General features: G+C 69.0%; 23 protein-coding genes and 1 pseudogene. 10 read left to right on the top strand and 14 right to left on the bottom strand.

Annotation, left to right across the window (positions count from 1 at the left end):
• Window positions 1-18: 18 nt before the first annotated feature.
• From EV651_RS13455 to EV651_RS41355, 3 genes are all read right to left on the bottom strand, one after another.
• The gene (locus tag EV651_RS13455; protein WP_133785488.1) at window positions 19-693 is read right to left on the bottom strand and encodes a hypothetical protein; all 675 of its coding nucleotides are present in this window, start codon (window positions 691-693) and stop codon (window positions 19-21) included.
• Entirely contained in the window at window positions 690-1,901 is a 1,212-nt protein-coding gene (locus EV651_RS13450) for an MFS transporter (protein ID WP_133785487.1), read from the bottom strand. The genes EV651_RS13455 and EV651_RS13450 overlap by 4 nt, the downstream gene beginning before the upstream one ends.
• Window positions 1,902-1,972: 71 nt before the next feature.
• Complete coding sequence (locus EV651_RS41355; protein WP_166658596.1) at window positions 1,973-2,467, bottom strand: GyrI-like domain-containing protein; 495 nt, start codon at window positions 2,465-2,467, stop codon at window positions 1,973-1,975.
• 154 nt (window positions 2,468-2,621) lie between these two features.
• Between EV651_RS41355 and EV651_RS13440 the strand changes: the two genes are divergently transcribed.
• Together EV651_RS13440 and EV651_RS13435 are read left to right on the top strand one after the other, a co-directional pair.
• On the top strand, window positions 2,622-3,968 hold the full coding sequence (locus EV651_RS13440) for a sensor histidine kinase (RefSeq protein WP_166658595.1): 1,347 nt from the start codon (window positions 2,622-2,624) through the stop codon (window positions 3,966-3,968).
• Window positions 3,965-4,615, top strand: coding sequence for a response regulator transcription factor (locus EV651_RS13435; RefSeq protein ID WP_202870313.1), 651 nt, complete (start codon window positions 3,965-3,967; stop codon window positions 4,613-4,615). Before EV651_RS13440 ends, EV651_RS13435 begins: the two co-directional genes overlap by 4 nt.
• A gap of 65 nt (window positions 4,616-4,680) precedes the next feature.
• On the opposite strand, the gene EV651_RS13430 is transcribed toward EV651_RS13435, so the two are convergent.
• Window positions 4,681-6,162, bottom strand: coding sequence for a PxKF domain-containing protein (locus tag EV651_RS13430; protein WP_133785484.1), 1,482 nt, complete (start codon window positions 6,160-6,162; stop codon window positions 4,681-4,683).
• Window positions 6,163-6,475: 313 nt separating this feature from the next.
• On the opposite strand from EV651_RS13430, the gene EV651_RS13425 reads away from it, so the two are divergent.
• Entirely contained in the window at window positions 6,476-6,901 is a 426-nt protein-coding gene (locus EV651_RS13425; RefSeq protein ID WP_133785483.1) for a CBS domain-containing protein, read from the top strand.
• Between the two features lie 45 nt (window positions 6,902-6,946).
• On the opposite strand, the gene EV651_RS13420 is transcribed toward EV651_RS13425, so the two are convergent.
• Together EV651_RS13420 and EV651_RS13415 are read right to left on the bottom strand one after the other, a co-directional pair.
• Entirely contained in the window at window positions 6,947-8,296 is a 1,350-nt protein-coding gene (locus tag EV651_RS13420) for a pitrilysin family protein (protein ID WP_133785482.1), read from the bottom strand.
• Window positions 8,293-9,576: a pitrilysin family protein gene (locus EV651_RS13415; RefSeq protein WP_133785481.1), complete on the bottom strand. Its 1,284-nt coding sequence runs from the start codon at window positions 9,574-9,576 to the stop codon at window positions 8,293-8,295. Before EV651_RS13415 ends, EV651_RS13420 begins: the two co-directional genes overlap by 4 nt.
• Before the next feature lie 117 nt (window positions 9,577-9,693).
• Here EV651_RS13415 and EV651_RS13410 point away from each other — a divergent pair, with 117 nt between their 5' ends.
• Window positions 9,694-10,041 carry a YciI family protein gene (locus EV651_RS13410; protein ID WP_238156862.1) on the top strand — a complete coding sequence of 116 codons (348 nt, stop codon included), beginning with the start codon at window positions 9,694-9,696 and terminating at the stop codon, window positions 10,039-10,041.
• Between the two features lie 35 nt (window positions 10,042-10,076).
• Window positions 10,077-11,264 carry an RNA polymerase sigma factor gene (locus EV651_RS13405; protein WP_202870312.1) on the top strand — a complete coding sequence of 396 codons (1,188 nt, stop codon included), beginning with the start codon at window positions 10,077-10,079 and terminating at the stop codon, window positions 11,262-11,264.
• Here EV651_RS13405 and hisN read toward each other — a convergent pair.
• Both hisN and EV651_RS13395 read right to left on the bottom strand, forming a co-directional pair.
• Window positions 11,248-12,027 carry a histidinol-phosphatase gene (gene hisN, locus EV651_RS13400; protein WP_133785480.1) on the bottom strand — a complete coding sequence of 260 codons (780 nt, stop codon included), beginning with the start codon at window positions 12,025-12,027 and terminating at the stop codon, window positions 11,248-11,250. The two genes, EV651_RS13405 and hisN, sit on opposite strands and share 17 nt — an antisense overlap.
• 98 nt (window positions 12,028-12,125) lie before the next feature.
• Window positions 12,126-13,292 carry an RNA-guided endonuclease TnpB family protein gene (locus tag EV651_RS13395; protein WP_133785479.1) on the bottom strand — a complete coding sequence of 389 codons (1,167 nt, stop codon included), beginning with the start codon at window positions 13,290-13,292 and terminating at the stop codon, window positions 12,126-12,128.
• 151 nt (window positions 13,293-13,443) lie between these two features.
• Between EV651_RS13395 and EV651_RS42350 the strand changes: the two are divergent.
• Together EV651_RS42350 and EV651_RS13385 are read left to right on the top strand one after the other, a co-directional pair.
• Window positions 13,444-13,581: pseudogene (locus EV651_RS42350) on the top strand (transposase); the annotation flags it as partial.
• 217 nt (window positions 13,582-13,798) lie between these two features.
• Window positions 13,799-14,239: a DUF2231 domain-containing protein gene (locus tag EV651_RS13385; RefSeq protein WP_238156861.1), complete on the top strand. Its 441-nt coding sequence runs from the start codon at window positions 13,799-13,801 to the stop codon at window positions 14,237-14,239.
• On the opposite strand, the gene rsgA is transcribed toward EV651_RS13385, so the two are convergent.
• Genes rsgA through EV651_RS13365 form a run of 4 tightly spaced genes read right to left on the bottom strand, consistent with a single transcriptional unit; the run spans window position 14,229 to window position 17,924 of the window.
• Complete coding sequence (gene rsgA, locus EV651_RS13380; protein ID WP_133785477.1) at window positions 14,229-15,242, bottom strand: ribosome small subunit-dependent GTPase A; 1,014 nt, start codon at window positions 15,240-15,242, stop codon at window positions 14,229-14,231. The genes EV651_RS13385 and rsgA overlap by 11 nt on opposite strands.
• The gene (aroA, locus tag EV651_RS13375) at window positions 15,242-16,510 is read right to left on the bottom strand and encodes a 3-phosphoshikimate 1-carboxyvinyltransferase (protein WP_133785476.1); all 1,269 of its coding nucleotides are present in this window, start codon (window positions 16,508-16,510) and stop codon (window positions 15,242-15,244) included. Before aroA ends, rsgA begins: the two co-directional genes overlap by 1 nt.
• 51 nt (window positions 16,511-16,561) lie before the next feature.
• Window positions 16,562-17,134: a DoxX family protein gene (locus EV651_RS13370; RefSeq protein ID WP_133785475.1), complete on the bottom strand. Its 573-nt coding sequence runs from the start codon at window positions 17,132-17,134 to the stop codon at window positions 16,562-16,564.
• Between the two features lie 58 nt (window positions 17,135-17,192).
• Window positions 17,193-17,924 (bottom strand): DsbA family protein, encoded by a 732-nt coding sequence (locus EV651_RS13365; protein WP_133785474.1) that lies wholly within the window; start codon window positions 17,922-17,924, stop codon window positions 17,193-17,195.
• Window positions 17,925-18,006: 82 nt separating this feature from the next.
• On the opposite strand from EV651_RS13365, the gene EV651_RS13360 reads away from it, so the two are divergent.
• The 3 genes from EV651_RS13360 (at window position 18,007) to EV651_RS13350 (ending at window position 20,885) form a co-directional block, all read left to right on the top strand.
• Complete coding sequence (locus EV651_RS13360) at window positions 18,007-18,843, top strand: aminoglycoside phosphotransferase family protein (RefSeq protein ID WP_133785473.1); 837 nt, start codon at window positions 18,007-18,009, stop codon at window positions 18,841-18,843.
• Between the two features lie 108 nt (window positions 18,844-18,951).
• Complete coding sequence (locus EV651_RS13355; RefSeq protein WP_133785472.1) at window positions 18,952-19,620, top strand: DUF4097 family beta strand repeat-containing protein; 669 nt, start codon at window positions 18,952-18,954, stop codon at window positions 19,618-19,620.
• A gap of 32 nt (window positions 19,621-19,652) precedes the next feature.
• Window positions 19,653-20,885: a serine hydrolase gene (locus EV651_RS13350; protein ID WP_133785471.1), complete on the top strand. Its 1,233-nt coding sequence runs from the start codon at window positions 19,653-19,655 to the stop codon at window positions 20,883-20,885.
• 45 nt (window positions 20,886-20,930) lie between these two features.
• Here the strand turns inward: EV651_RS13350 and EV651_RS13345 are convergent, their stop codons facing one another.
• Together EV651_RS13345 and EV651_RS13340 are read right to left on the bottom strand one after the other, a co-directional pair.
• The gene (locus tag EV651_RS13345; protein WP_133785470.1) at window positions 20,931-21,659 is read right to left on the bottom strand and encodes an alpha/beta hydrolase; all 729 of its coding nucleotides are present in this window, start codon (window positions 21,657-21,659) and stop codon (window positions 20,931-20,933) included.
• A 125-nt stretch (window positions 21,660-21,784) separates the two neighbouring features.
• Window positions 21,785-24,352: a BREX system ATP-binding domain-containing protein gene (locus EV651_RS13340; protein WP_133785469.1), complete on the bottom strand. Its 2,568-nt coding sequence runs from the start codon at window positions 24,350-24,352 to the stop codon at window positions 21,785-21,787.
• Window positions 24,353-24,359 lie beyond the last annotated feature (7 nt).

Raw genomic sequence — 24,359 nt, 5'->3', positions numbered from 1 at the left:
CCGCCACACATCACCACTTCAGGAGTTGGTGAGGGTGTGGCGGGTTTCTTGCCAGGAGGTCAGCTTTTCGGCGAATGTGGCGTTCCATTGGGAGTCGGAGACGCCTTGGGTGAAGCGGGCGAGGGCGATCGGGGCCAGGGTGGTGGCGGGTTCTGGGGCGGCTTCGACTACCAGGGCCAGCCGGATGGTGAAGGTTGCCAGGCGGGTCAGGCGGGAGTGGTCCGGCGTGGTCTCCAGGTCCTTCAGCTGGGAGCGGAGCTGTTTGATCGTGCGTAGCGCCGTACGGTGTTCGCCGCGGCCTGACGGTTGGTCGAGTTCGTCGGCCGGGATACCCAGCAGTTCCGCGACGTCCTCCGACGGCTCGGCGGCAGGAGTTGCCTTGCCGAACAGGCGGGGCTTGTCGGCCTGGAGGCGGTCGGCGATCTCGTCCAGGAGCGTGTCGAGGCGGTTGACGAGCTCGGGTACGGCCTTGTCAGCCGTCCTGCGGCGGTTCGAGTCGAGCGCGGACACGCGTGCGTGCTCCGCCTCGATCGCCGTGCGCAACGACTCCGGCCAGTCGTCGAGACCGGTCAGCTGCTGCTGACGGGGCGCGGGTGCGTTGAGGGCGCTCGGATCGAGCGGTTTGGCGCCGGAGCGAGCCGCGTCGATCTCCTCGCCGATCTTCTTCTGCGGTCCAGGCACGATTGAGCTCACACGTCCACCCTACGCAGGTTCCAAACAGATGGGACGACGAGCGTGATGAGGGTGATCAGGACGAAGAGTGCAGCGCCGTACAGTTCGACGGCTTTCGCGCCGACGGCGACGGCGACATACCCGACGGTGAGTTGGCCGACGGGGCCGGCGATGAACGAGCCGAGCATGTCGTACGACGACACCCGCGACAGCTTGTCGATAGGGACGTGCTGGCCGAGTGCGGTCTCCCAGCTGATCCCGAAGATGTCGAAGCCGACCCCGAGGACGAACGCCGCGATCGCCATCGCCCAGAGCTGGGGGACCAGCGCCAGGCAGAGCATCACCGGGACCGTGAGGAGCATGCCGAGCATCCCGGTGCGGAGTGGGCGGCGCGGTTTGAGGCGGAGCATGATGAGGCCGCTGGCGATCAGTCCGGCGCCGAAGCAGGCACTCACCAGACCCCAGCCGGCCCGGCCGAACGTGCGGTCCGCGATCACGGGGCCGAGGACCTGGTAGCAGGCTGTGTAGATCAGGTTGAGCAGCGCGAACGCGAGCACGATCACCCAGACCCACTGCCGGGACGCGAACTCCTTCCAGCCCTCCCGCAAGTCGGTCAGGACCGAACTGGCCGCCCGCTCGATCCGCGGGATCGTCAGGCGGAACAGCAAGAACGCAGCGATCAGGAACGTCACGCCGTCCACCGCGAGCCCGACGCCCGGACCGGTCAGCCCGACGATCACACCGGCGACCGCGCCGCCGCCGATCATCGCCGCCGAGCGCGCGAAGCCGGAGATCGCGTTGGCCTGGGGGAGTTCGGCGCGGTCCACGATCGACGGCAGGATCCCGGTCATCGCGGGCATCACGAACGCGGCGGCGATCCCGTTCACCGCTTCGATCGCCGCGAGCTGCCAGATCGTCGCGTGCCCGGTGAGGACGAGCGTCGCGGCCAGCCCCTGGGTGAGTCCGCTGATCGTGTTGGCCGCGACCAGCACCAGGTGCCGGGGCAGCCGGTCGGCGATCACACCGCCGATCAGCAGGAACACGATGTTCGGGATGCTCCGCGCCGCGAGCACCGTCCCGACCGCACCGGCCGAATGCGCTACGTCCAGTACGGCGAACACCAACGCCACCGGCGCGATCGCCGATCCGAGGATCGAGATGAACCGCGCCGACACGAAGACCCGGACGTCCCGGTGCCGCAGTACGGCCAGATCCTGCCGAAACCCCACCGAATCCCCCCGAAATCCCCCGACCGATTCGCGAACCTGCAGATCCTACGGTCGCCCCGGGTCGGCGTGCGTCAGTCGGCGATACGGATGCCCAGCTCGACCTCCCACTTGGTCTTGCGCGGTTCGGTGCGCGGATCGGTGCGGTACGCCTCGTACCGGCAGCCGAAGACGTCGCCGGCCGCGGTCTCGTGGCGATCGAGGGTGAGTCCCTCGGCAGCGGCCCACTCGAGCAGCGCGCGGTTGGCCCGGAGCGAGTGATTGCGATACGTCAACGTCGCGTACCGCCCGGCGGGCAGCGTGCTGGGTTTCACGCGGGCGTCGCCGGCCAGGGCGGTCGGGGTCAGCACTCCGACCTCCAGGTCCATCGGCCCGCTCATGTCGATCACGTGTAGCCGGAGGAAGAACGGCCCGACGTCGTCGATCCCCTGGCCGGCCAGCCAGGCGATCAGCTCGTCGAGCAGTTCGTTCCGCTTCCCCAACATGCCTCGGAACGGCGTCACCACCCGGATCCCCAGGCAATCGCGCGTCGCCCACTCGCTGACCCGGGCCGGTTCCAGAACGTCCATCAACCCACCTCCCTCAGGACACCTTCCCACCTGTTCGTGGCGTTTGGCTCGCGGTGTGTTTTCGAGTCGTGAGAAGTGGCTGTCGGGGGCAGCCGAAGTCCACACCACGGTGGGCGTTTCCGGAGGGTGTGGGTTCGGCGTACGGTCAGTGATTGTGAAAGAGCGGGTTTGGCGGATGCGGGGGAGCGTCGCGCTCGGGGCGCTGGTGCTCGGGTTGACGGGCGCGGCTGTCGTGGTGGGGCGGTGGGAGCAGGAGTTCGGGTATCAGAGTCCGGCCGCGCACCTGGTGCTCGAGACCGTCAACGCGTGTGTCGCGCTACTGCTCGCGTACCTGGTCTACGGGCGATTCCGGCGTACGAACACTCGACAGGATCTTCTGCTGCTGCAGGGGCTGGTGGTTCTCGGTACGGCGAATGCGTTGCTCAGCGTCACGCTCATCAAGAACCAGCCGGCCGGTGCCTTCGGCAACTGGCTGCCGCCGGCCCTGCGGATCGTCGGAACGCTGCTGATCGCCGCGTCGGCCCTCGTGCCTGACCGCCAGGCGCGTCGGCGTGGCTGGCGGCACTGGGCGTTGGCGCCCGCGGTCGCGGCGATGTTCGTGGTCGGCGCCGTCCTGTATTGGCGGAAGGACTCGTTGCCGCAGGATCCCAGTTCCAAAGCGCTCCTCGTCCCGCAGCTCCTGACGCTCGTCTGCTTCGCGGTGGCAGCGGTGGCGTTCACAGTGCAGGCGCGCAGCCGGGACGACGTACTGCTGCGCTGGCTCGGCCCTGCCTGCGCGTTGGGGGCACTCGCGCGGCTGAACTACCTGTTCTTTCCCCCGGAGCGTGCCGAGTGGGTGTACTCCGGCAGCCCGTTGCGCACCGGGTCCTACCTCCTGTTGCTCGTCGCCGCGGGCCGGGAGATCAGCCGACACTGGGCCCTGCAAGCGGCGGCCGCCGTGGTCGAGGACCGGCGACGGCTCGCCCGCGAGATGCACGACGGCGTACTGCAGGAGCTCGGCTACATCCGCTCCGAGATCTCGGCGTTCGCGGTCGCCGATCGCCCGCGGGTCGACCGGATCCTCGGCGCGAGTGAACGCGCGATGGACGAGGCGCGACAAATGCTCCAGGCCCTCGGCCGTTCGGACGACGAGCCGCTCGGGTTGGTACTGCACCGGGCGGTCGAGCAGTTGGCCCAGCGGTACGGTGTGACGCTCGACCTCGCACTGGACGAGTCGATCGTGGTCGACCGCCCGCAACGGCACGCACTGGTCCGCATCGCGCGCGAGGCGGTCCTGAACGCTGTACGGCACGGCAAGGTGGATCGGGTGGAGGTCGAGCTGGGTCGCGACGGCGACGGGAGCCGGCTGCGGATCTCGGACGACGGGCCGGGATTCGACGCTGCGGGACCGAAGAACGGGTTCGGGCTGGTCAGCATGCGCGAGCGCGCAGAGGCATTGCCCGGTACCTTCGAGCTGACGACGCGGCCGGACGAGGGGACAACGGTGATGGTCAGGTGGTGAGCGCGGAACCGCGCCGGGTGGTCATCGCGGACGATCACCCGATGCTCAGGGCGCACATCCGGCAGGCCCTGGAGACGGGTGGCTTCGAGGTCTGCGCCGAGGCGGCCACTGGGCCACAGGCCGTCCGACTCGCGCAGGAGCACCAGCCGGACGTCGTACTGCTCGACATCCACATGCCGGGCGGCGGGATCAGAGCTGCCGCCGAGGTCGCCCGGCAGTTGCCGGAGGTCGCGATCGTGATGCTCACCGTCTCGCGCGACGACAACGATCTCTTCGACTCGCTGCGCGCCGGGGCGTCCGGTTATCTGCTCAAGGACACCGACCCTGCTCGGCTGCCGGCCGCGCTGCGCGGAGTGCTGTCGGGCGAGGCGGCGATTCCCCGCTCACTGGTGGCCCGGATCCTGGACGAGTTCCGGGAGCCGGGCCGGCGACGACTGGGCCGGCAGTCGAAGGCTGCCGGGTTGCTGACGTCGCGGGAGTGGGAGGTGATGGCCCTGCTGGGCGAGGGACTGAGCACCGACGACGTCGCCAAGCGCCTGTTCCTCTCGCCGACCACGATCCGTGTGCACATCTCGTCCGTACTGCGAAAACTCCGGGTCAAGGACCGCCAGTCCGCCATCGACCTGCTCCGTGACGACTCTTTCTGACAGAGCTGAACCGACCGTGCGGGAGATCCCCCTCCTCACCGCCCGCACGACCGGTTCCGTCCTGGTTACTTCCGCAGGTCGATCGACGCCGACACCGAAGCTGCGAAGCTGCCGTCGGAGACAGTGACCCGGTAGGTGCCGGCGGTCAGCGCGGCGCCGGTCTGCTGGCTGAGCTTGGTCGACAGGTTGTAGATGTACTGCGTGTCCGACCAGCGCATCTGCAGCCCGTTGGTCGCGACCGTGTCGACCGCGGTCTCGTTCACGATGCCGTCCGGCGTGGTGTCGACCCTGGTGAGTGTGACCGTCGGGGTCAGGGTGGAGACGGCGGCGCCGTCGCAACCGGTGACCGTGATCTTGACCGGGATCGTGCTGCCGAGCTTGAAGACGCTGCGAGTTCCAGCGGCGTTGATGGGCTGCTGGAGCGCGCTCGGCGTGTTCTGGGTCGCGAACGAGGCGTCGCCCGTGCCGTTCCCGCCGTCGTCGTCGGTGACCGAGACGCCGATCGTGTAGGTCCCGTTGGCGGTGTACGCGTGCGATCCGGTGATCGCGGAGGTGGCCGGGGCGACGGTCGTCGTACCGGAGTCACCCCACGAGATCGTGGCGGCGTGGGTGTCGGCTGTGCCGGGGTCGGTGAACGGTGCGTTCAGCGACACCGCGCAGGCGCTGGTGTGTGTTGCGGTGACCGTGCCGACGGTAGGTGCCACGTTCGAGGCGGTCCAGTTGAACGTCTCGGTCGCGGCCAGGTGCTCGCCGTCGGTGGCCTGCACGACCACGCTGCCGGTGGCGTCGTCGGTGGTGCTGTGTGACCAGGACCAGGTGCCGTCGCCGTTGTCGGTGACAGTGCCGGCGCCGCTCACCTTGCTGATCGTCAGGGTGTCGTTGCCATCGGCATCGGTGAAAGCACCGGAGGTGCTCAGTGCCGATCCTTCCTTACCGCCTTCGTCCGCGGGCGAGCCGGCGGCCGCCGGTGCGTAGGAGTTCCCGTCGCAGGCATTCCCGAGGGCGTCGCCGTCCGCGTTCGCCTGGTCGGCGTTCGCCACGGCCGGGCAGTTGTCGGACGCATCTGTTACGCCGTCTCCGTCGGCGTCAACGACGACGACCACCGGGGCAGTCACGTCGATGGGGATCTGGACGTTGTTGTTGTAGCTGCCGGCGCCAGTGGTGTTCGTGGTGATGGTGGCGGTCACGGTGCCGTCGACCGCCCCGGCCGCAGCACTGAAACTGACGGTCTGGAAGACGTTGCACTCGCTGAAGGACATAGAGGCCGGTGAGGCGGTCACGCCGGCCGGCGTGACGAAGGTGATGACGAAATGCTCGTTGGTGTCGATGTTGCAGCCGCTGTCGCTGTCCCCGTTGTTCGGGACCACCTTGACCTGGGCCGATCCGGTCGACGTGGAGTCGCCCGCGACCAACGTCACGGCGCCGAGGCCCTCAATCGTGTCGTTGATGTTGTCGGCGTATGCGATACCGCCGATGGTCAGTGCTGCGGCAGCGGCGAGCGCCGTCCCCAGCGCCGCCCGTCGCACAATCCTGCCGTGCTTGCTCATGAACAGCCTCCCGTTGTGGTGCGCACCCCTCCGCGCACACCAATTGCGGTAACGCTATGTAACAAGCCGCAGGAGGACCAGGGACCGAAGTCCTTTTGAGCGTTCAAACACCTAAACGCCGCCGGCCGGTCCGGAGGACCTGGTGACGCGTGGAAAAGAACCTTCGTCCTGGGTGTCGGGGTGGTTCATCGGCACCAGACGCGAGGGCCGGAGGTTGTCTTTCGTTGTCACGCGGGGTGACAGGCGGGGACTGCCGCTGGGCGTGGGATTTCGCTACCTTTGGGTATTGGTCCCTCGATCTGCAGGAGGCTCCGTGAAGATCAACGACGTACTGCGCGGCAAGGGCAACCAGGTCGTCACCATCTCGCCAGACGCCACTGTCACCGAGCTGCTGGCCCTGCTGGCCGACCACAACATCGGCGCCGTGGTGGTCAGCGCGGACGGAAGGTCGGTGGACGGCATCGTCTCCGAGCGCGACATCGTCCGGCTCTGGAACGGTACGCCGGACGCGGGCGAGGTCCGGGTCAGCGCGATCATGACGTCGGAGGTACACACCTGTACGCCGGACGACCTGATCGACAACCTGATGCGGCTGATGACCGACCGCCGGATCCGGCACGTCCCGGTCGTTGTCGACGGCAACCTTGCCGGCCTGGTCAGCATCGGTGACGTGGTCAAGTCGCGGATCGGCGAACTCGAGTTCGAGACCGAACAGCTGTCCAACTACATCAGCAGGTGACCGGCGGATCTTCTGCCCCGAACGTGCCGGGGCAGAAGATCCCGATCAGCTGAACTCGATCAGGTCGCCCAGGTCGAGGGTCTCGAGCTGGGGGCGGACGTCCTCGGCTTCCCCGACCACGACCACGAGCAGGCCGTCGGTGCCGACGTACCGGCGGTAGGCGTCGGTCGCTTCGGCGGCCGTGGTGGCGGCGATGTTCGCCAGGTACGTATCGGCGAAGTCGATCGGTACGCCGTTCGCGATGTTGCTGCCGACCTGCTGTGCCACGGAGTCGGCCTGCTCGTAGCGCAGCGGCGCGGTGCGGATCAGGCTGTCCTTCGCCTCCTGCACCTCCTGCTCGGTCAGGCCGTCGCGGGCCTCCCGCAGGATCCGCAGCGCGTCACCGATCGCGGCGCCGGTCACCTCGGTCCGTACGGCGCCGCCGAGGCTGAAGGTCCCGCCCTTGCGGGGAGCAGCGAAGCTGGTCCGCGTCCCGTACGTGTACCCCTTCTCCTCGCGCAGCACGGTGTCGACCCGGGAGGTGATCGTCCCGCCGACCACGTGATTCGCGACCGCGGCCGCACCCCAACCCGGGTCCCGCCGGTCCGGTCCGGCGCACCCGATCAGCAGTTGGCTCTGCACCGAGCCCGGCCGGTCGACGAGCACGACCCGGTTGCCCGGAAGGTAGATCGGCTCCGGCGTCTCGAGGGCCGGACCTGCGGACGACGTCCAGTTGCTGAAGGCCGCGTCGATGATGCCGGCGACGTCCACACCGGTCGCGTCGCCGGCGAACAGGATCTCCGCCCGCTCCGGGCCGATGTTGTTCCGGTAGAAGTCGGCCACCTCGACGTTGGTCAGCGGACGGATCGTGTCCGGCCGGCCCGCGGTGGGCCGGGACCGCCGCGTCGACGGGTCGAACAGATGCGCCGCGAACGCCTCCCGTGCCCGGTACCCGGCGTTGGCCCGCTCCTGGTTGATCTCGCCGAGCCGGATCGTCACGTGCCGTCCGACATCGGCCTGGTTGAACGCGGGCCGTGTGATCGCCTCGGCCAGCAAGTCGACCGCCGGCGCGAGATGCGACACCGGCACCGAGATCTCCACGTGCAGGGCGTCCGAGCTGACATCGACGCCGTACGCCGCTCCGTGCCGTTCCAGCGCGGCGGCGAACTCGTTGGCCGAATGCAGCTCGGTGCCCTCGTCGAGCGTCCGCGACATGATCGTCGCGACACCTTCCAGCTCTCGCGGTTCGGCGATCAGCGGCATCGCGATCGTGACCCGGACGGTGGCGACGTACTGCCCCGGACGGTCGAAGACGTGCACCGGTGCGCCGACGCTGGTCCGCGTGGTCACCGCCTCCGGGAACTTCCACGGACGCGGCGCGCCGACCGGCGGCGGGGTGGTCAGAACCTGGCTCATTCTTCTTCTCCCGACTCGCTGCGGCGGTAGGTGACCTGCACACGGCCCTCCGCGCGGATCCATTGCTGCGCGGCCGCCTGCACCTGCTCGACGGTCACGGCCTGGATCTGGTCGATGCGCGTGTTGATCCGGTTCGGATCGCCGAACAGCAACGCATAGTGCGAGATCTCGTCGGCACGGCCGGCGCACGTCGCCAGCTGCTCGAGCCAGTCCCGCTCGGCCTGTGCCTGCACCGTGGCCAGCTCTTCCGGGGTGACACCGTCAGCGGCCAGCTTCTCGATCTCCTCGAGCAGCGTGTCCTCGACCTTCTGCAGATCGACACCGTCCGAGGCGATCCCGGTCAGCGTGCCGAACGACACCCCGCCGATCAGCGGCAGCGCGCCACCGGACACCGACTGCGCGATCTGCTCGTCGCGGACCAGCCGCCGGTTCAGCCGTCCGCTCTGCCCTGCGGCGAGGACGTCGAGCGCGAGCCCGGCCGCGTCCAGCTCCGGCGTGCCGTCGACCGGCAGCCGGAACATCATCGTGATCAGGTCGGACGGTACGTCGGACACCACGTCGTCACGCCGTACGCCGGTCATCGGGCCGATCGTCCCGTCCGGCGCCGGCGGCGGCGTGGGGATCGCGGTCAGGTGGCCGAAGTACCGCTTGGCGGCATCGAACGCGTCGTCGGTGGACACGTCGCCGACGATCGTCAGGACGGCGTTGTTCGGCCCGTAGTACTTGCGGAAGAACGCGTGCACGTCCTCCAGCGAGGCGGCGTCCAGGTCCTCCATCGAGCCGATCGTCATGTGCGCGTACGGGTGGCCCTCGGGGAAGGCGAGCCGGACGAGCCGCTCGTACGAGTCGCCGTACGGACGGTTGTCGTAGCTCTGCCGCTTCTCTTCCTTGACCACGTCACGCTGGTTGTCCAGGTTCTCCTGGTTGACCGCGTCGAGCAGGTAGCCCATCCGGTCCGCCTCGAGCCACAGCGCGAGGTCGAGACCGCCGCTGGGCAGCGATTCGAAGTAGTTCGTGCGGTCGAAGAAGGTGCTTGCGTTCAGGCTGGCGCCGGCGGTCTCCAGCAGACTGAAGTGCTGACCGGAGGCGACGTTGCGCGACCCCTGGAACATCAGGTGCTCGAAGAGGTGCGCGAACCCGGTCAGCCCCGGTGGTTCGTGGCGCGACCCGACGTCGTACCAGAGGTTGACGGCGACGATCGGGACGGCGCGGTCCGAGCTCACGACGACCCGGAGGCCGTTGTCGAGCGTCTGCTCCGCGATGGGGTACGTCAAGGGCATACCGGCCACCATACGTGGTCGCGAAACTTCCTCGCGGGGGTTGTCGATTCCGGCCCGGGTCGCGCATCGGAGTGGTGGATGCTGTAACCGAGTGTGGACGAGAGAGGTGACCCACAAGTGGGCAAGTACCTGGTGATGATCTACGACGACGAGGCGAAGTGGGCCGCGGACGACGGGTCGGTGGCGGAGCAGAATCACAAGAACCATCAGGCCTTCGTCGAGGCCAACGCGTCCGCCGTGCGCGGCGGCGGGCAGCTCGACGGGAGCGAGACCGCGACCTCGATCCGTTCCGACGGCAACGGCGGGTACGTCGTCACGGACGGCGTCTTCGCCGAGACCAAGGAAGTGATGGGCGGGTACTACGTCATCGAGGCCGCCGACCTGGACGAGGCGCTCGCGATCGCCAAGCAGGTCCCGTCGCCGATGGGCGGTGTCGAGGTTCGTCCACTGGTCAACGGTGGCTGAGATCGGAGCGTACGGCGCTCCGTTCGGAGACGACTGTGCCTGATCCGGTGGCGGATGCGGTGGCGGCGGCGCACTCGAGCGAGTGGGCCGCCGTACTCGCCGCGACTGCCCGCGTGGCGGCGGACCTCGACCTGGCCGAGGACTGTGTGCAGGACGCGTACGCGAAGGCGCTGGTGCACTGGCGGGAACAGGGTGTGCCTGGGCGCCCGGGTGCGTGGCTGACGACTGTCGCGACGAGGCGCGCGCTGGAGCATCGGCGGCGTGCGGACGTCGTACGGCGGAAACTCCCGTTGCTGATTCCGGTTGCGGATGCCGTCGACGAGACGTTCCCGGACGATCGTTTGCGGCTGGTCTTCACCTGCTGCCATCCGGCGCTGTCACAGGAGGCGCAGATCGCGCTGACCTTGCGCATGGTGTGCGGCCTGTCATCGGCGGAGATCGCCAAGGTGTTCCTGGTCAAGGAAGCCACGATGCAGGCCCGCATCACCCGCGCCAAACAGAAGATCTCCCGAACCGGCATCCCCTACCGCATCCCACGCCTGACAGATCTCCCTGAGCGCATCGACGCGGTCCTGGACGTCATCCACCTGGTCTACACAGCGGGCTACACCGCGAACGACACCGCGAACAACACAGCAAGCCGGCGGGGGCTTGATCTTGCGCGGATGATTCGCTTGCTGTTGCCGGAGAGTTCCGAGGCAGCCGGGCTACTGGCGTTGCTGTTGCTGACCGAAGCGCGGCAGGCTGCACAGGTCAACGGGCAGTTGGTGCTGATGGAGGACCAGGACCGCTCGCTCTGGGACCACGCGTTGATCGCCGAGGCGCTGGAGTTGGTGCCGGGAGCGGTGGGGCCGGCTGGACGGTTCGGGCTGATGGCCGCGATCGCCGCGGTGCACGCGGAGGCGGCACGGTGGGAAGACACCGACTGGGCCGAGATCCTCGGGCTGTACGACGTACTGCTCGAGCGGTGGCCTTCGCCGGTGGTGGCTTTGAACCGGGCGGTTGCGCTCAGCTATGTGGCGGGCCCGGAGGTTGCGCTTCAGGAGGTGCCGGACGATCCGGCGCTGGCGACGTACCCGTATCTGGCGTCCACGCGCGGTGAGTTGCTGTGGCGCTGTGGGCGGGTGGACGAGGCGCGGGCGGCGTTCGAGGAGGCGCTGGCCTTCACCACCAACGCCGTGGAGGCGGAGTTCCTGCAGCAGCGGATTACTCGAGGCGTTTGAGGACCTCGTCGTGCAGGCGGCCGTTGGTGGCGACGGCGTTGGGGCCGTTGGGGCCGGGGGCGCCGTCGACGGAGGTGAACCTGCCGCCGGCCTCGTCGACGATGATCGCCAGCGCGGCCATGTCGTAGAGGTTGAGCTCGGGCTCGGCGGCGATGTCGACCGCACCTTCCGCGACCAGCATGTACGACCAGAAGTCGCCGTACGCGCGGGTCCGCCAGACCGAGTCCATCAGGTCCGCCCACTGGTTCTTCTTGCCGATCTTCTCCCAGCCCTTGAGCGAGGCGTACGACAACGACGCGTCCTCGATCTTGCTCACGTCGCTGACCCGGCACGGCTGCGACGAGTGCAGTGCGCGGCCGGTCCAGGCGCCGTCGCCGTACGACGCCCACCAGCGCTTCCCGAGTGCGGGCGCGGAGACCACGCCGACCACGACCTGGTCCTCGATCATCAGGCTGATCAGCGTGGCCCAGACCGGGACGCCGCGGATGTAGTTCTTGGTGCCGTCGATCGGGTCGACCACCCAGCGCCGTACGCCCCAGCCGCTGGTGCCGTCCTCCTCGCCCACGAACGCGTCCCGCGGACGGGCCCGGGCGAGCGTCTTGCGCATCACGTCCTCGACCTTCTTGTCCGACTCGCTCACCGGCGTGAGGTCGGGCTTGGTGGCCACGTGCAGGTCGAGCGCCTTGTAGCGGTCCATCGTGGTCGAGTCCGCGTCGTCGGCCAGGATGTGGGCGAGCCGCAGGTCATCCGTGTGCGAAGGCATGCCGGAAGGCTAGCGTCAACTTGACCCGGCCGTGAACGGCGGGGCTTGGAGGTAGCGCCCAGCTGGCTGTTGGGTGGGCTCCTCCGTCCAGACACCCTTTATGGGGTGTCAGGGACGCGTGACTCACGCCCCGCAGTCCACACAGCCTCGCCGCGTGCGGCGATGTTGTGGGAAGCGTTCCGGTCGGCGTGGGCAACGACCCCGCACGACCGGCAGACGAAGCGGGCCTGGTCGACCCGGTTCTTCTTGTCGATGTGATGGCAATGGGCGCATTCCTGGCTGGTGTACGCCGGATCGACGTACACCAGCGGGACGCCTGCCCTGCGTGCCTTGTACTCAAGGAAGGTTCGGAGTTGGTGGAAGGCCCAGGAGTGGAGCGCGACCCGTTGGGGCTTGCGGAGCCGTACCCTCTGCCGGATGCCCCCCAGGTCTTCCAGGGCAATCCCCGACGAGGTGCGTTCAGCCTCGGTCACGATCTGTTTCGCGATGATGTGGTTGACGTTCGCGGCGTGCCGCGCTTCCTTGCGGCGCCGGACCTTCAGCCGACGTTTCGCGGATTTGGTGCGCTTGGTCTGCAGCTTCTTGCGCAGCCTGAGCTGCCGTTTGCGATACCGGTTCAGGCCGTGTCCAGCCGCCAGGTATCCGGTGGACGTGGTGGCGATGTTGGCGATACCGAGATCGACGCCGATGAACTGGTCGGGTTCGTACTGCTCGGCTTCGGGGATCTCGCACACGGCGATCAGGTAGAACACGCCGTCACGTTCGATCAGGTCAGATTCGCCCTTGCGGCACTCCCGTAAAGTCTTGAGGGCGCCGGCGGAGCAGGCGAAGCGGACGTTCTTGAGCCGTCCGGAGATGGTCCAGATGCTGACCGTCTGCGCGTCGTACTGCCAAGACAAGCACCGCTCGTCAAACGGGTGCGCTGCCTGGGGGCGAAAGACTACCGGCTTGGACTCGGCCTTCTTCCGGCGCTTCGATCCGGGCTCGCCGAGATTGCCCGCCCGCAGATTCCCCCGCAGTGTGGCGTAGGCGTCGCACACCTTCTTGATCGTGTGCTGCGCGGCCTGCGCCCCGAGACCGGCTGCTTTCAGCTCGGCGTAGGTGTGCTTGCGCAGCGCGTACTCACGCATGACTCCAGTGGCGAAAGCGACTTCGGATACCCAATTGGCGCGGTCGTTGACCGTGTGCAGCGTCGAGCCGATCGCCGGTGCCTGTACGGCATCCGGCATCAGCTTGACCGGCACGACAATTTTCACGCCAGGCATCGTACGACAGTTGATCTATGTCACCACGCTGGGAGCCAAAGCCCATATCCGCAGGGGTGTGCGGGTCGTCTGTACCCTCCCGGCGCACTTGGTCACGCCAAAGGACCCGCGCGGACCGTTCACCGACAAGATCCTTTGACGCGGCGAGGAAGTCATGCGCGCCGTCTGCGCCGACTTCGAAACCGAACTGGTCGAGTTCAACGGCGAACGTGGCCACGTCCACCTCCTCGCTCACTACCGCCGAAGGGTGTCCATCTCCCAACTGGTGGGCTCCCTCAAGGGTATCTCCCGGGCGCGAGCCCCGGGTTCTACGCTAGATCCCGCTGAACCGCTCCCGGGCGGAGCGGGTGTCCGGGATCAGTTGCGGATCGATTGCGGTGTGGATTGAACCAACGGCAGTCGTTGAACGTGCCACTAGTGTCTGATCACGTCCTATGACCGCCGGGAGGCGTCAATGTTCGAGCGCTTCGGGGATCTGCCGCTGCACGTGCTGGTGATCCACCGCGGTGGTCGTACTGCCGGTGGCTGCGCTCACCGCGATCGTCTTCGCGCTGGTGCCGAAGTGGCGCTGGTTCCTGCGCTGGCCGGCCCTCGTGCTCGGGCTGGGTGCGCTGGTGTGCGCGTTCGTCGCGAAGAAGAGCGGCGACGCGTTCGTGGCGGCGATCCCGCAACTGGACAAGCTGGTCGCGCTGCACAGGTCCCGGGGGAACCTGCTCCTGTGGTTCGTCCTGGCGTTCGCTGTGCTGGTGGTGGCCGCGTTCCTGCTGCTGAGTGGGCCGACGGCGCCGGCCAACGGAAAGGGGGCGAAGGCAACCAAGAGCCGTCCGCTCGAACTGGTCGTCACCGCGGCGGTCGTGGTGGTCGGAGCCGTCGTGATCTACCAGACCATCCGCACCGGCGACGCCGGCGCCAGAGCCGTCTGGAGCGGCACGCTGCCTAAGAAGTAGGCTCCTCGGTCTCGCGCAGCTCCCGGCCTTCGCGGGAGGCCAGGAGCCGGCGGAAGGAGTCGACCCGGGCGCGATCAGCGCGACCCTCGATGACGGCTTCGTCCAGTGCGCAATCAGGAGCGTCGACGGTATGTGTGCAACCTCGGGGACAGGTTTCGGCGATTTCGGCGAGATCCGGGAAGGCGTTGATCAGCTGTTCCGGCTCGACGTGGGCCAGACCGAAGGAGCGGATCCCCGGGGTGTCGATGATCCAACCGCCCTCGGGCAGCCGGAGGACCAGAGTGTTGGTCGACGTATGGCGTCCACGGCCGGTCACCTCGTTGACGACGCCGATCGCCCGGTCCGCCCCCGGGATCAGGCCGTTGACCAGCGTGGACTTGCCGACACCGGAGTGGCCGACGAGAACGCTCGTCCGGTCGTCGAGTTGCTCGCGGAGCTCGGTCAGGTCGCCGCCTTGGTGCGTGGCGACCGACTCGACGCCGAGCGGGCGGTAGATCGAGAGCAGCGGGTCCGGATCGGCCAGGTCGGTCTTCGTGAGGCAGAGCAGCGGCCGCATGCCGGCGTCGTACGCCGCGACCAGGAAGCGGTCGATCAACCCGGTGCGGGGCTCCGGGTTCGCGACCGCGACGACGATGACGAGCTGGTCTGCGTTCGCGACCAGTGGGCGCTCGACCGGGTCGTCGTCATCGGCGGAGCGGCGCAGCAGCGTCGTACGGGGAAGAACCTCGACGATCCGGGCCAGTGAGCCCTCGTCGCCGGTGGCGTTGCCGTCGAGTTTGACCCGGTCGCCGACGATGACGCCCGTGCGGCCGAGCTGACGGGCCTTCATCGCGGTCACCTCGCGCCCGCCGTCCGGATCCTCGACCCAGCAGGCGTAGCGCCCGCGGTCGCGGGTGAAGACGAACCCGATCGCGGCGTCGTCGTACGAGGGACGGTCCTTGGTCCGTGGCCGGGTCCGGCGCTTCGGACGGTCGTACTTGGCCTCCTCGTCGTACCGCGACATCAGCCGGCGAGCTCCGACCACATGGCGGGGAACTCGGGCAGCGTCTTGGCCGTGGTGCCGATGTTCTCGATCTGCAGGTCGTCGACGAGCAGACCGACGACGGCGGCCGCGTGCGCCATCCGGTGGTCGTCGTAGGTGTGGAAAAGGCCGCCGTGCAAGGACTTGGGCCGGATCGCCAGCCCGTCCTCGAGTTGCGTGACGTCCCCGCCGAGTGCATTGAACTCGGTCTCGAGCGCCGCCAGCCGGTCGGTTTCGTGGTTGCGCAGGTGCGCGATTCCCCGCAGGTACGACGGCCCGTCGGCGAAGGCGGCCACCGCGGCGATCACGGGGGTCAGCTCGCCGACCTCGCTCAGGTCGAGGTCGCAGCCCTGCACCCTTCCGGTCCCGCGCACGGTCAGACCGTCCTCGGTGCGCGTCACCACGGCGCCGAACCGCGTGAAGAGCTCGGGCAGTTGGCCGCCCGGCTGCGTGGTCTCGGCCGGCCAGCCGGTCACGGTCACCTCGCCGCCGGTGAGGACCGCCGCGGCCAGGAACGGCGCCGCGTTCGACAGGTCGGGTTCGATCGCGGTGTCCAGCGCCCGGATGGGGCCGGGGGCAACGACCCACCGGTTCGGTTCCGCGTCGTCGACTGTGACGCCGCGTTCCCGCAGCATCGCGACCGACATGTCCAAGTGCGGCTGCGACGGCACCGGCTTTCCGTCGTGCCGGATGTCGACGCCCTCGTCGTACCGGGCGCCGGCCAGCAGCAGCGCGGACACGAACTGGCTCGACCCGGACGCGTCCAGCGTCACCTTGCCGCCGCGCACCGAACCCGTGCCGGACACGGTGTACGGCATCCGGCCGGTCCCGCCGTCGTCGATCTGTACGCCGAGGGTCCGCAGGGCGCCCAGGATGACGCCCATCGGCCGCTCCCGCGCGTACTCGTCACCGTCGAACGCGACCACGCCGTCGGCGAGCGCTGCCACCGGCGGCACGAACCGCATCACGGTGCCGGCCAGACCGCAGTCGACGTTCGCCGGGCCCTTGAGCGAGCCCGGGGTGGCGGTCACCGTCGTACCGCTCTCCGAGATGCCCACGCCGAGCGAGACCAGCGCCGACCGCATCAGGGACGTGTCGCGAGCCGCGAGCAGGCCGGTCAGGTGTGACGGGCCGTCCGCGATCGCGGCGAGGATGAGCGCGCGGTTGCTGATCGACTTCGATCCGGGCACCGTGACGGTACCTGTCACCGCTCCATCGACCCGCGGCGCCGGCCAACCCTGCTCGCTCATCCCACTCCCTCAAGCTCAGCTGTGTACTGCCCTGAGCCTAGGGCATCGCGATCAGCTGAGCTCCGCCTTCGCGAGACGCGCGGCGTGCTTCGCCTCGCGGGCGAACTGCTTGGCCTCGCGCTTGGCGGCCTTCGCGCCGCGCTTGGTCTCGCGCTTCGCCGCCCGCGCGCCGTGCGTGGCGCGCCAGGTGACACCCGGCTTGCCTTCGGTGTCGACCGCCGCGAGCAGCAGACCGCCGAGCACGCCCAGGTTCTTCATGAAGGCGATGCGCTGCTGGTTGCGGGCGTCCTTGTCCTTCTCCTGCCAGAACGCGTGCCCGGCGAGCGTTGTCGGCACCAGCGAAGCCGCCAGCACGGTGGCTCCGAGGCGACGGCCCTTACCGGTTGCCAGCGCGAGACCGCCGAGGACCTGGACCGCGCCGTTCAGCCGGATCAGGTTGGCGGTGGTTTCGGGGATGCGGTCGCTGACCTGCGGCGGCGCGACCTTCTTCACCATCGGCACGAGCCGGTCGGTGACGGGTTGGGCCTTGGGCACCAGCGGCTCGGGGTTCCGGACGGCGTTGGCGCCTTGCACGACGAAAATGACGGACAGCAACGGCCTGGCCAGTGCGCGCACGACAGTCATGCCTCCTTCATACACCACGTTTCGTATGACTCCCGGTACCCACCGCTGAACGTCGGACTCAGATGGGGCAGCCGTCCGGCCCGCACTCCGCGTCACCGTCAGTCGTCGCGCCCGGTGCGGTGATGAGCGTCACCGGCTTGCGGTCCGCGTTCGCGCGCCGCAGTGCTTCCTTGAAGACGTCGACGGGCTGTGCGCCGCTGACGCCGTACTTCTCGTCGATGACGAAGAACGGCACGCCGTTGGCGCCGTACGCCAGGGCCTGTGCCTGATCCGCGGCGACGTCGTCGGTGTACGTCGTACTCGCGAGAACCTCACGCACTCGCTCGGCGGGGAGGCCGACCTCGGTGGCCAACTCGGTCAGTGTGGCGTGGTCACCGACAGGGAGGCCGTCGGTGAAGTAGGCCTTGAGCAGACGCTCCTTGAGGCGGCCCTGCGTGTCAGCAGGCACCTCTCCGGCCTCAGCGAGGTCCCGGGCCAGGTGGAGGATGCGGTGCGCGTCGACGGTGTTGACCGGCTTCGCCTGGTCCAGGTGGTACTCGAGCCCGACCTCCGCCGCCACCTCGGTGACGTGGGCGTTCGCCTGCAGGCCCCACTCGCGGCCGCGACCGTACTTCTCGCCCAGCCGCGTCGCCAGGTCCCGCGGGTCGTCGTTCGTCGACGACGGGTCGAGCTGGAAGCTGTGCCAGACGATCTCGGCGCTCTCACCGCTGTCCGCGAGAGCCTCTTCGAGCCGCCGCTTCCCGATGTAGCACCACGGGCAGACGACGTCGGACCACACATCAATGCGCATAACTGTCGGCAACTGTCCGTTCTGTGAACCTATTCCCAACCAGCCACCGGTGTGACGCGTCTGACGGGCCGTGGATCTGAAAATGGACGACGAACTCGTGCGGACCCTGCTGAAAGCCCAGCATCCTGACCTGGCCGATCTCGAGCTGAAGGAGATCATCGGCGGCTGGGGCAACCAGATGTGGCGCCTGGGCGACGACCTGGCCGTCAGACTGCCTCGCGGGAACCAGGGCCCCGAACCGCTCCGCCGAGAACACCGGTGGCTGCCCAGCCTCGCCGCCCAGCTCCCGCTGCCGGTCCCGACCCCACTCGACCTCTGTGACCCGTCCGACGCCTTCCCACGGACGTGGATGATCACCACCTGGGTGCACGGAGAACCCGCGGACCACGCACCGCTCACGGATCCGGCCGCCGCCGACGTACTCGCGGACTTCCTGAAGGCGCTGCACACCGAGACACCGGCCGACGCGCCGGTGAGCGAACGGAGCACGCTCGCGCCGAGCCCCGGCTTCGACGAGGTGCAGGCGTACGTCGGCCGCGCCGACGAGATCCGTGCGGTGTGGGAGGACGCGATCGCGGCGCCCAAGTGGGACGGGGCGCCGGTGTGGCTGCACGGCGACCTGCACCCGGCGAACGTGGTCGTTGCCGACGGCACGCTCGCCGGCGTCGTGGACTTCGAGGAGATCGGCGCCGGCGACCCGGCCAACGACCTCGCGGCCGCCTGGATCCTGCTCCCGGAGGCGGAGCGCTTCCTCGACGCCTACGGGGCGGACGAGGCGACGGTACGACGGGCCCGCGGCTGGGCCTTGACGCGCGCACTGTTCCTGATCGCCATGGGCATCAACGGAGAGAAGGGCATCCCGGGCGGGAAGACCCACTGGGGCCCGATCGGGCAGGCGGCCTTGGAGCGAATCCTCTGACCGACGGCTGTCAGCCGCCGTGTCAGCGCCGCGGCGGTTCGGTGTCAGGACGGCCCTGGATCTTGGTGTTCGTCAACAACACATCAACGAGTCCAGGAAGGCACCACAATGCCGACGTACAACACCCCCGAGCCGATCTCCGCAGTCCTCGACATCCCCGCCGGACGCATTCAGCTCGTTGCCGGCGACCGGACCGACACCGCCGTCGAGGTGCTCCCCGCGGACGCCTCGAAGAGCCGCGACGTGAAGGCGGCCGAGCAGACCACGGTCGAGTACGCCGACGGCGTCCTGCGGATCGCGGTCGTCGCGAAGAACCAGTACTTCGGACCCTCCGGAGCCGTCGCGGTGACGGTGCAACTGCCGGCCGGTTCCCAGGCCGAGGTGAAGGCGGCCAGCGCCGATCTCCGGGCGACCGGACGCTTCGGCGATGTCGTCATCGAGAGCGCTCAGGGTCCGATCGACCTCGAGGACGTCGCGAGCGCCCGAATCACGACCTCCGCCAGTTACGTGTCCGTCGGCCGCCTCAACGGCCCCGCGGAGATTCGCACCAGCAAGGGCGACATCCGGATCGCCGAGGCGGTGCGCGGCACCGTCGTACTGCGCACCGATGTCGGCGAGGTGGAGATCGTCGCCGCCGCCGGAGTCTCGGCCACGCTGGACGCCGGCACCTCCACCGGCCGCATCAACAACGCGCTCAAGAACAGCGAGGGCGCGGGCGCCGAACTCACGATCCGCGCGACCACCGCGGTCGGCGACATCATCGCCCGCAGCCTCTGACCGCGATCCGTACGACTCCAAGGAGCACCACCATGTCAACGACTTCCTCCGGCTTCACCGAGGCCGGGTTGCGCCGACTGCACGACGTACTGGCCCGGCATGTCGACTCCGGGAAGATCCCCGGCGTCGTCGCCCTGGTCAGCCGCGGCGACGGTGAGCCGTACGTCGAGACCCTCGGAACGATGCGTCACGAAGGCGGCGCGCCGATGCGACGCGACACGATCTTCCGGATGGCCTCGACGTCGAAGCCGGTCTCGGTGTCGGCGGCGATGGTGCTGCTCGACGAGTGCCGGCTGCGGCTGGACGACACGGTCGAGCCGTGGCTGCCCGAGCTGGCCGGCCGTCAGGTGCTGAAGCGGATCGACAGCCAGGTCGACGACACCGTGCCGGCCAAGCGCCCGATCACCGTCCGGGACGTGCTGACCTCCACGTTCGGGCTCGGCATGGACATGACGATGATCGGCACGCCGATCATGGCCGCCCTGTTCGAGCAGGGCATCACGCCCAACGGGCCGGTGCCGATGCCGGAGCCGGACGAGTGGATGCGGCGCCTCGGCACGCTTCCGCTCATGTACCAGCCGGGTGAGCGCTGGCAGTACCAGATCAGCAGCGACCTGATCGGCGTCCTCGTCTCCCGGGTCACCGGTCAGTCGTACGACGAGTTCCTGCAGGAACGGATCTTCGGGCCGCTGGGCATGAAGGACACCGGGTTCTCCGTTCCCGCCGACCAGCTGCACCGGCTCCCACCGCTGTACGCGCCGGACCCCGCGACCGGCGAGTTCCAGGTGTGGGACGAGGCGGAGGGCGGCCGGCACAGCGCTCCGCCGGCGTTCCAGGGCGGTGGCGGCGGGCTGAACTCCACCGCCGACGACTACCACGCCTACTTCCGGATGCTGCTGAACCACGGCGTACACCAAGGCCAGCGGATCCTCTCCAAGCCGGCCGTGCAACTGATGACCAGCAACAGCCTCACGGCCGAGCAGTTGGCGGCGCGGGAGACGCTGGCGCGGGACAACGTACACATCTCGTTCGGCCAGGGTCAGCAGGGCGGCTGGGGCTTCGGGATGGCGGTTCGCACCTACCGGGGCGACTACGCGCCGATCGGCCAGTTCGGCTGGGACGGCGGCGCCGGTACGTCGACGTACGCCGACCCGGTCAACCAGGTCACCGGCATCCTGCTCACCCAGGTCGGCACGACCGTACCGTCCTCGGTCCAGCTCATGAACGACTTCTGGACCACGCTCTACCAGGCTCTCGAGGACTGACAACGCAACGGCCGGACCGCTTACTGCGGTCCGGCCGATGTGTTTTCAGCGGGCGGCACCAGCCTCGACGGCGGTCGCGATGAAGTCGGCGACGGCCTTCGGCTGCGAGACGGCGACGGCGTGCGAGCCGTCGACCTCGATCGTGGTGGCGTTCGCGCGGGCGGCCATCGTGCGCTGGCCGTCCGGGTGGATCGCCTGGTCGCCGGTGGCGACCAGGTCGTAGACCGGCAGGCGCTTCCAGCTCGCCGCACCGGACTTCTCGTCGAACGCGACCGCGGCGATCGGCCGCTGCGTCCGGCCGAGCTGCTCCGCGTCCTCGACGTCCGCCGCGAACAGCGCCCGGAACTTGGACCGGTCGATGCTCAGCCAGGTCTCCTCGCCGCCGTCACCGGTGGGCAGCTGGTGCGGGACCAGACCGGACGCGAAGTCGTTGGCCGGGAAGCTGCCGAGCAGGTCCTGCAGGCTCTCGCCCTCCTCGGGCACGAATGCGGCGACGTAGACGAGTGCGGAGACGTTGTCCGCCTGGTTGGCGGCCGCGGTGATGACCGCACCGCCGTACGAGTGCCCGACCAGGACGACCGGGCCGTCGATCTCGCGCACCTGGGCGGCGACCCGGCTGCCGTCGAGCGCGGGGCCGCGCAGCTCGTTGGCGACCGCGATCGCCGGGATGCCGCGGCTGGTGAGCTCGGCGATCACACCGGACCAGCTGGCGTTCTCGGCGAACGCGCCGTGGACCAGGACGACGGTGGGGGTCTTGCCTGACTGCTCAGTCATCTTGCTGTTCCCTTCGTGGTTGCTTGCTAGAAGGAAACCGCTCAGGCCCGCTCCGGCGGATCGAGCGAACACGTGAACCTGTCAGGGACCGCTCCGGTGCTCAGAGCAGGCGGTGCACCCGAATCTCATGCGTTCGGGGGAGGGGCGAACCGTTCCAGCACGAGCCGGGTGAGCTGGACCCGCGACTTCACTCCGAGCTTGCCGAACACGGCCCGCAGATGCGTCCCGACAGTACTGGCCGATACCACCAGCTCCTCGGCTGCCGACCGGTTCGTGTGCCCCTCGGCGACGAGCAGTGCGACCCGCCGCTCCATCGGCGTGAGTGACTCCCACCCTGCCTGCGCCCGCGGCGGTACGGCGGCCCAGCGACGTCGTCGTACCCCAGCCGCCTGCAGCACCGCCTGGATCCGCCCAGCCGTAGCAGTCGCGCCAAGAGCCGTCAGACTGTCCAGCACTCGCTCCAGAGCTTGTACGCCGGTCTTGCGATCACCTGCCTCCAGAGCAGCCCGCCCGTAGCGCTCCTCGGCCTGTGCGAGCAGCAAGGGCCGTTGCGCCGTACGGACGATCTCGACCGCGGCAGCCAGCTGCTCGACGTCGTTGCCCGCAGCTACCACGGCGAGCGCGCCACGGCCGGCAGCAGACGGACTGAGACGTGACAGCTCATCGAGGGCGTCGGCTTGCAGCAGTACGGCGATGCGCTCGGGGAAGTCATGTGGTGTCGCAGCCAGCCGGCTGACTGCTTTGGCGTCGCCGTCCGCGATGGCCAGCAGCGCAGCGATCGTCGGATCGCTGCCGGCCAGTTTGCGTGCCTGAGTCAGGTGGCCGCGGAGCAGGGCGACCAGTGCGAGGACCTGGTCTGCTGCTGCGGTCAGGCCGCTCACCTGCAACTGGTCCATCCAACGCAGACCGGAGTGGGCCGCTTCCTCCGCGTTCTGCAGATTGCCCGCCGCATACTCGAGTCGCGCGCGCAGGACCGCCAGCTGCGGCCCTGCCCAGGAATCACCGACGGTCATCAGCTCCCTGACGCGCTCGAGCGCAATCGACAGCTCGTCGGCCTCGGCACGGCAGTACAGCTCGCCGACTTCGACCAGCGTGGTCGGCAGACTCCCCAGACCGTTCTCCGCACGCCGCGCTCCGGCGTACAGGTCCCGGGCTTCGACATACCTGCCCTCGGCCTGTGCCCGCTCGGCAGCGGCCACCTGCAGCAGTGCCCGTGCCACTGGGTCGTGTACGGAGGACGGAGGCTCTTGACCGGCCAGTGCGCGGTAGGCGGCGAGCCGCTCCGCCAGATGCGGCGAGGCGCGTGGGGCGGTGAGCTCCTCCGCATCCAGACGTTGACTGGCCCACTGGTACGGCGCGAGGTGTAGCCGGATCGTCGCCTGGAGGTCCGGGGTGATCGGTCCGTGGTAGAGCGCCGTACCGCTGAGCAGGTCGTCGGCGAAGGCTTTGGCGCGGTCGTACTGCCACGCGGCCAGCAGGACGCTCACGACGTCCACACCGACCTCAGCGCGGAGCGGATCGTCCACCCGGGTCAGGTCGAACGCCTCCCGGATCACCTCAGCGGCTGTGGTCGACATCGTTGCCAGCAGGTCCTGTGCAGCCTCCCGCAGCGTTGCGACAGCGGTCGCGTCACCAGACTGCGCAACTGCGAGGACGTGCGGTGCGGCAGCGGCCGCACCACGCCCCGCGGAAATCAGCTGGCTCGCGATCGCGCCGTGCAGTGCCCGCTGAGCCGAAGGCGGTACGTCGGCCAACGCCGCGGACCGCAGAAGCTCGTGACGGAAGCGCAGTACGGACCCAGCGTCCGTGAGCAGACCCGCCTGGATCGCCTCCTCCAACGGTGCGGCCAGTCTGGCAACCGGCGCGGCCATCAGGGCGGCCACGTCTTCGAGGCGGAACTCGCTGCCGAAGACAGCCGCCGTACGGACCAGGTCCCGGCTGTCCTCGGACAGCTCGCCGGTACGACGACGTACACCCTCGATCAGACCGGCGGACAGGTCGTTGCCGCTCAGGTACAGGCCGGCAATGAGCTGCTCGGCGAGGAACGGGACGCCCTGGACACTGGCGAGCTGCACCGCGAGCGACGGGTCGACCGGGTGGTTCAGACGGTCTGCAGCGAGGTCCTGGATCGCGTCAGCGGTCAGCGGTGCGAGCGGGATGGTGTGCACCGGAACGTCGACGGCCTCGATGAGCTGGTCGGTCGTGCCGCCAGGGCTAGGACGGGTGGCTAGCAGCCAGAGGAGGTTCGCTCCGGGGAGACGTGCGATCACAACCCGCAGCACGAACGCAGTGAGCGGGTCGGACCACTGCGCGTCGTCCAGCACGATCAGGGCGCGGACACCGTCGAGACGGCGGCCGATGAGGTCGGCCAGGCGTTCAGCGAGCCAGAGTGGCTGGGTGTTGAGGCTGGCCAGCTCCAGGAACTGGTCGGTGCCGATCAGCGGCTCTGCACCGGCCCGGAGCGCAGGAGCGAGTGACGCGAGCGGACTGATGTTGTCGGTCTGGTGAGCGGCCGCACTCGCGACCAGGAAGCCCTGCCGTTCGGCCTGCTCGACGGCGGCCGCCAGCAGCGCCGACTTACCGATGCCGGGCTCACCGCTGACCACGGCCAGCGAAGCCTGTCCGTTGCTCGCCGCTCGCAGCGCCTCCAGGAGCTTGCCGAGCTCCTCGGAGCGTCCCCGCAGCGGCATCATGGTGGAT

The organism is Kribbella sp. VKM Ac-2571, from assembly GCF_004362255.1.
GTDB classification, from domain to species: domain Bacteria; phylum Actinomycetota; class Actinomycetes; order Propionibacteriales; family Kribbellaceae; genus Kribbella; species Kribbella pratensis.
This window is presented reverse-complemented; position numbering and strand designations above follow the sequence as displayed.

Coding starts and splice junctions, on each gene's coding strand:
- EV651_RS41355 (WP_166658596.1), bottom strand. CDS start 2,467: ATGGACGTTCTGGAACCGGCCCGGGTCAGCGAGTGGGCGACGCGCGAT.
- EV651_RS13430 (WP_133785484.1), bottom strand. CDS start 6,162: ATGAGCAAGCACGGCAGGATTGTGCGACGGGCGGCGCTGGGGACGGCG.
- EV651_RS13420 (WP_133785482.1), bottom strand. CDS start 8,296: ATGAGCCAGGTTCTGACCACCCCGCCGCCGGTCGGCGCGCCGCGTCCG.
- EV651_RS13415 (WP_133785481.1), bottom strand. CDS start 9,576: ATGCCCTTGACGTACCCCATCGCGGAGCAGACGCTCGACAACGGCCTC.
- hisN (WP_133785480.1), bottom strand. CDS start 12,027: ATGCCTTCGCACACGGATGACCTGCGGCTCGCCCACATCCTGGCCGAC.
- EV651_RS13395 (WP_133785479.1), bottom strand. CDS start 13,292: ATGCCTGGCGTGAAAATTGTCGTGCCGGTCAAGCTGATGCCGGATGCC.
- rsgA (WP_133785477.1), bottom strand. CDS start 15,242: ATGTCGCGGTACGACGAGGAGGCCAAGTACGACCGTCCGAAGCGCCGG.
- aroA (WP_133785476.1), bottom strand. CDS start 16,510: ATGAGCGAGCAGGGTTGGCCGGCGCCGCGGGTCGATGGAGCGGTGACA.
- EV651_RS13370 (WP_133785475.1), bottom strand. CDS start 17,134: ATGACTGTCGTGCGCGCACTGGCCAGGCCGTTGCTGTCCGTCATTTTC.
- EV651_RS13365 (WP_133785474.1), bottom strand. CDS start 17,924: ATGCGCATTGATGTGTGGTCCGACGTCGTCTGCCCGTGGTGCTACATC.
- EV651_RS13360 (WP_133785473.1), top strand. CDS start 18,007: ATGGACGACGAACTCGTGCGGACCCTGCTGAAAGCCCAGCATCCTGAC.
- EV651_RS13355 (WP_133785472.1), top strand. CDS start 18,952: ATGCCGACGTACAACACCCCCGAGCCGATCTCCGCAGTCCTCGACATC.
- EV651_RS13350 (WP_133785471.1), top strand. CDS start 19,653: ATGTCAACGACTTCCTCCGGCTTCACCGAGGCCGGGTTGCGCCGACTG.
- EV651_RS13345 (WP_133785470.1), bottom strand. CDS start 21,659: ATGACTGAGCAGTCAGGCAAGACCCCCACCGTCGTCCTGGTCCACGGC.
- EV651_RS13340 (WP_133785469.1), bottom strand. CDS start 24,352: ATGATGCCGCTGCGGGGACGCTCCGAGGAGCTCGGCAAGCTCCTGGAG.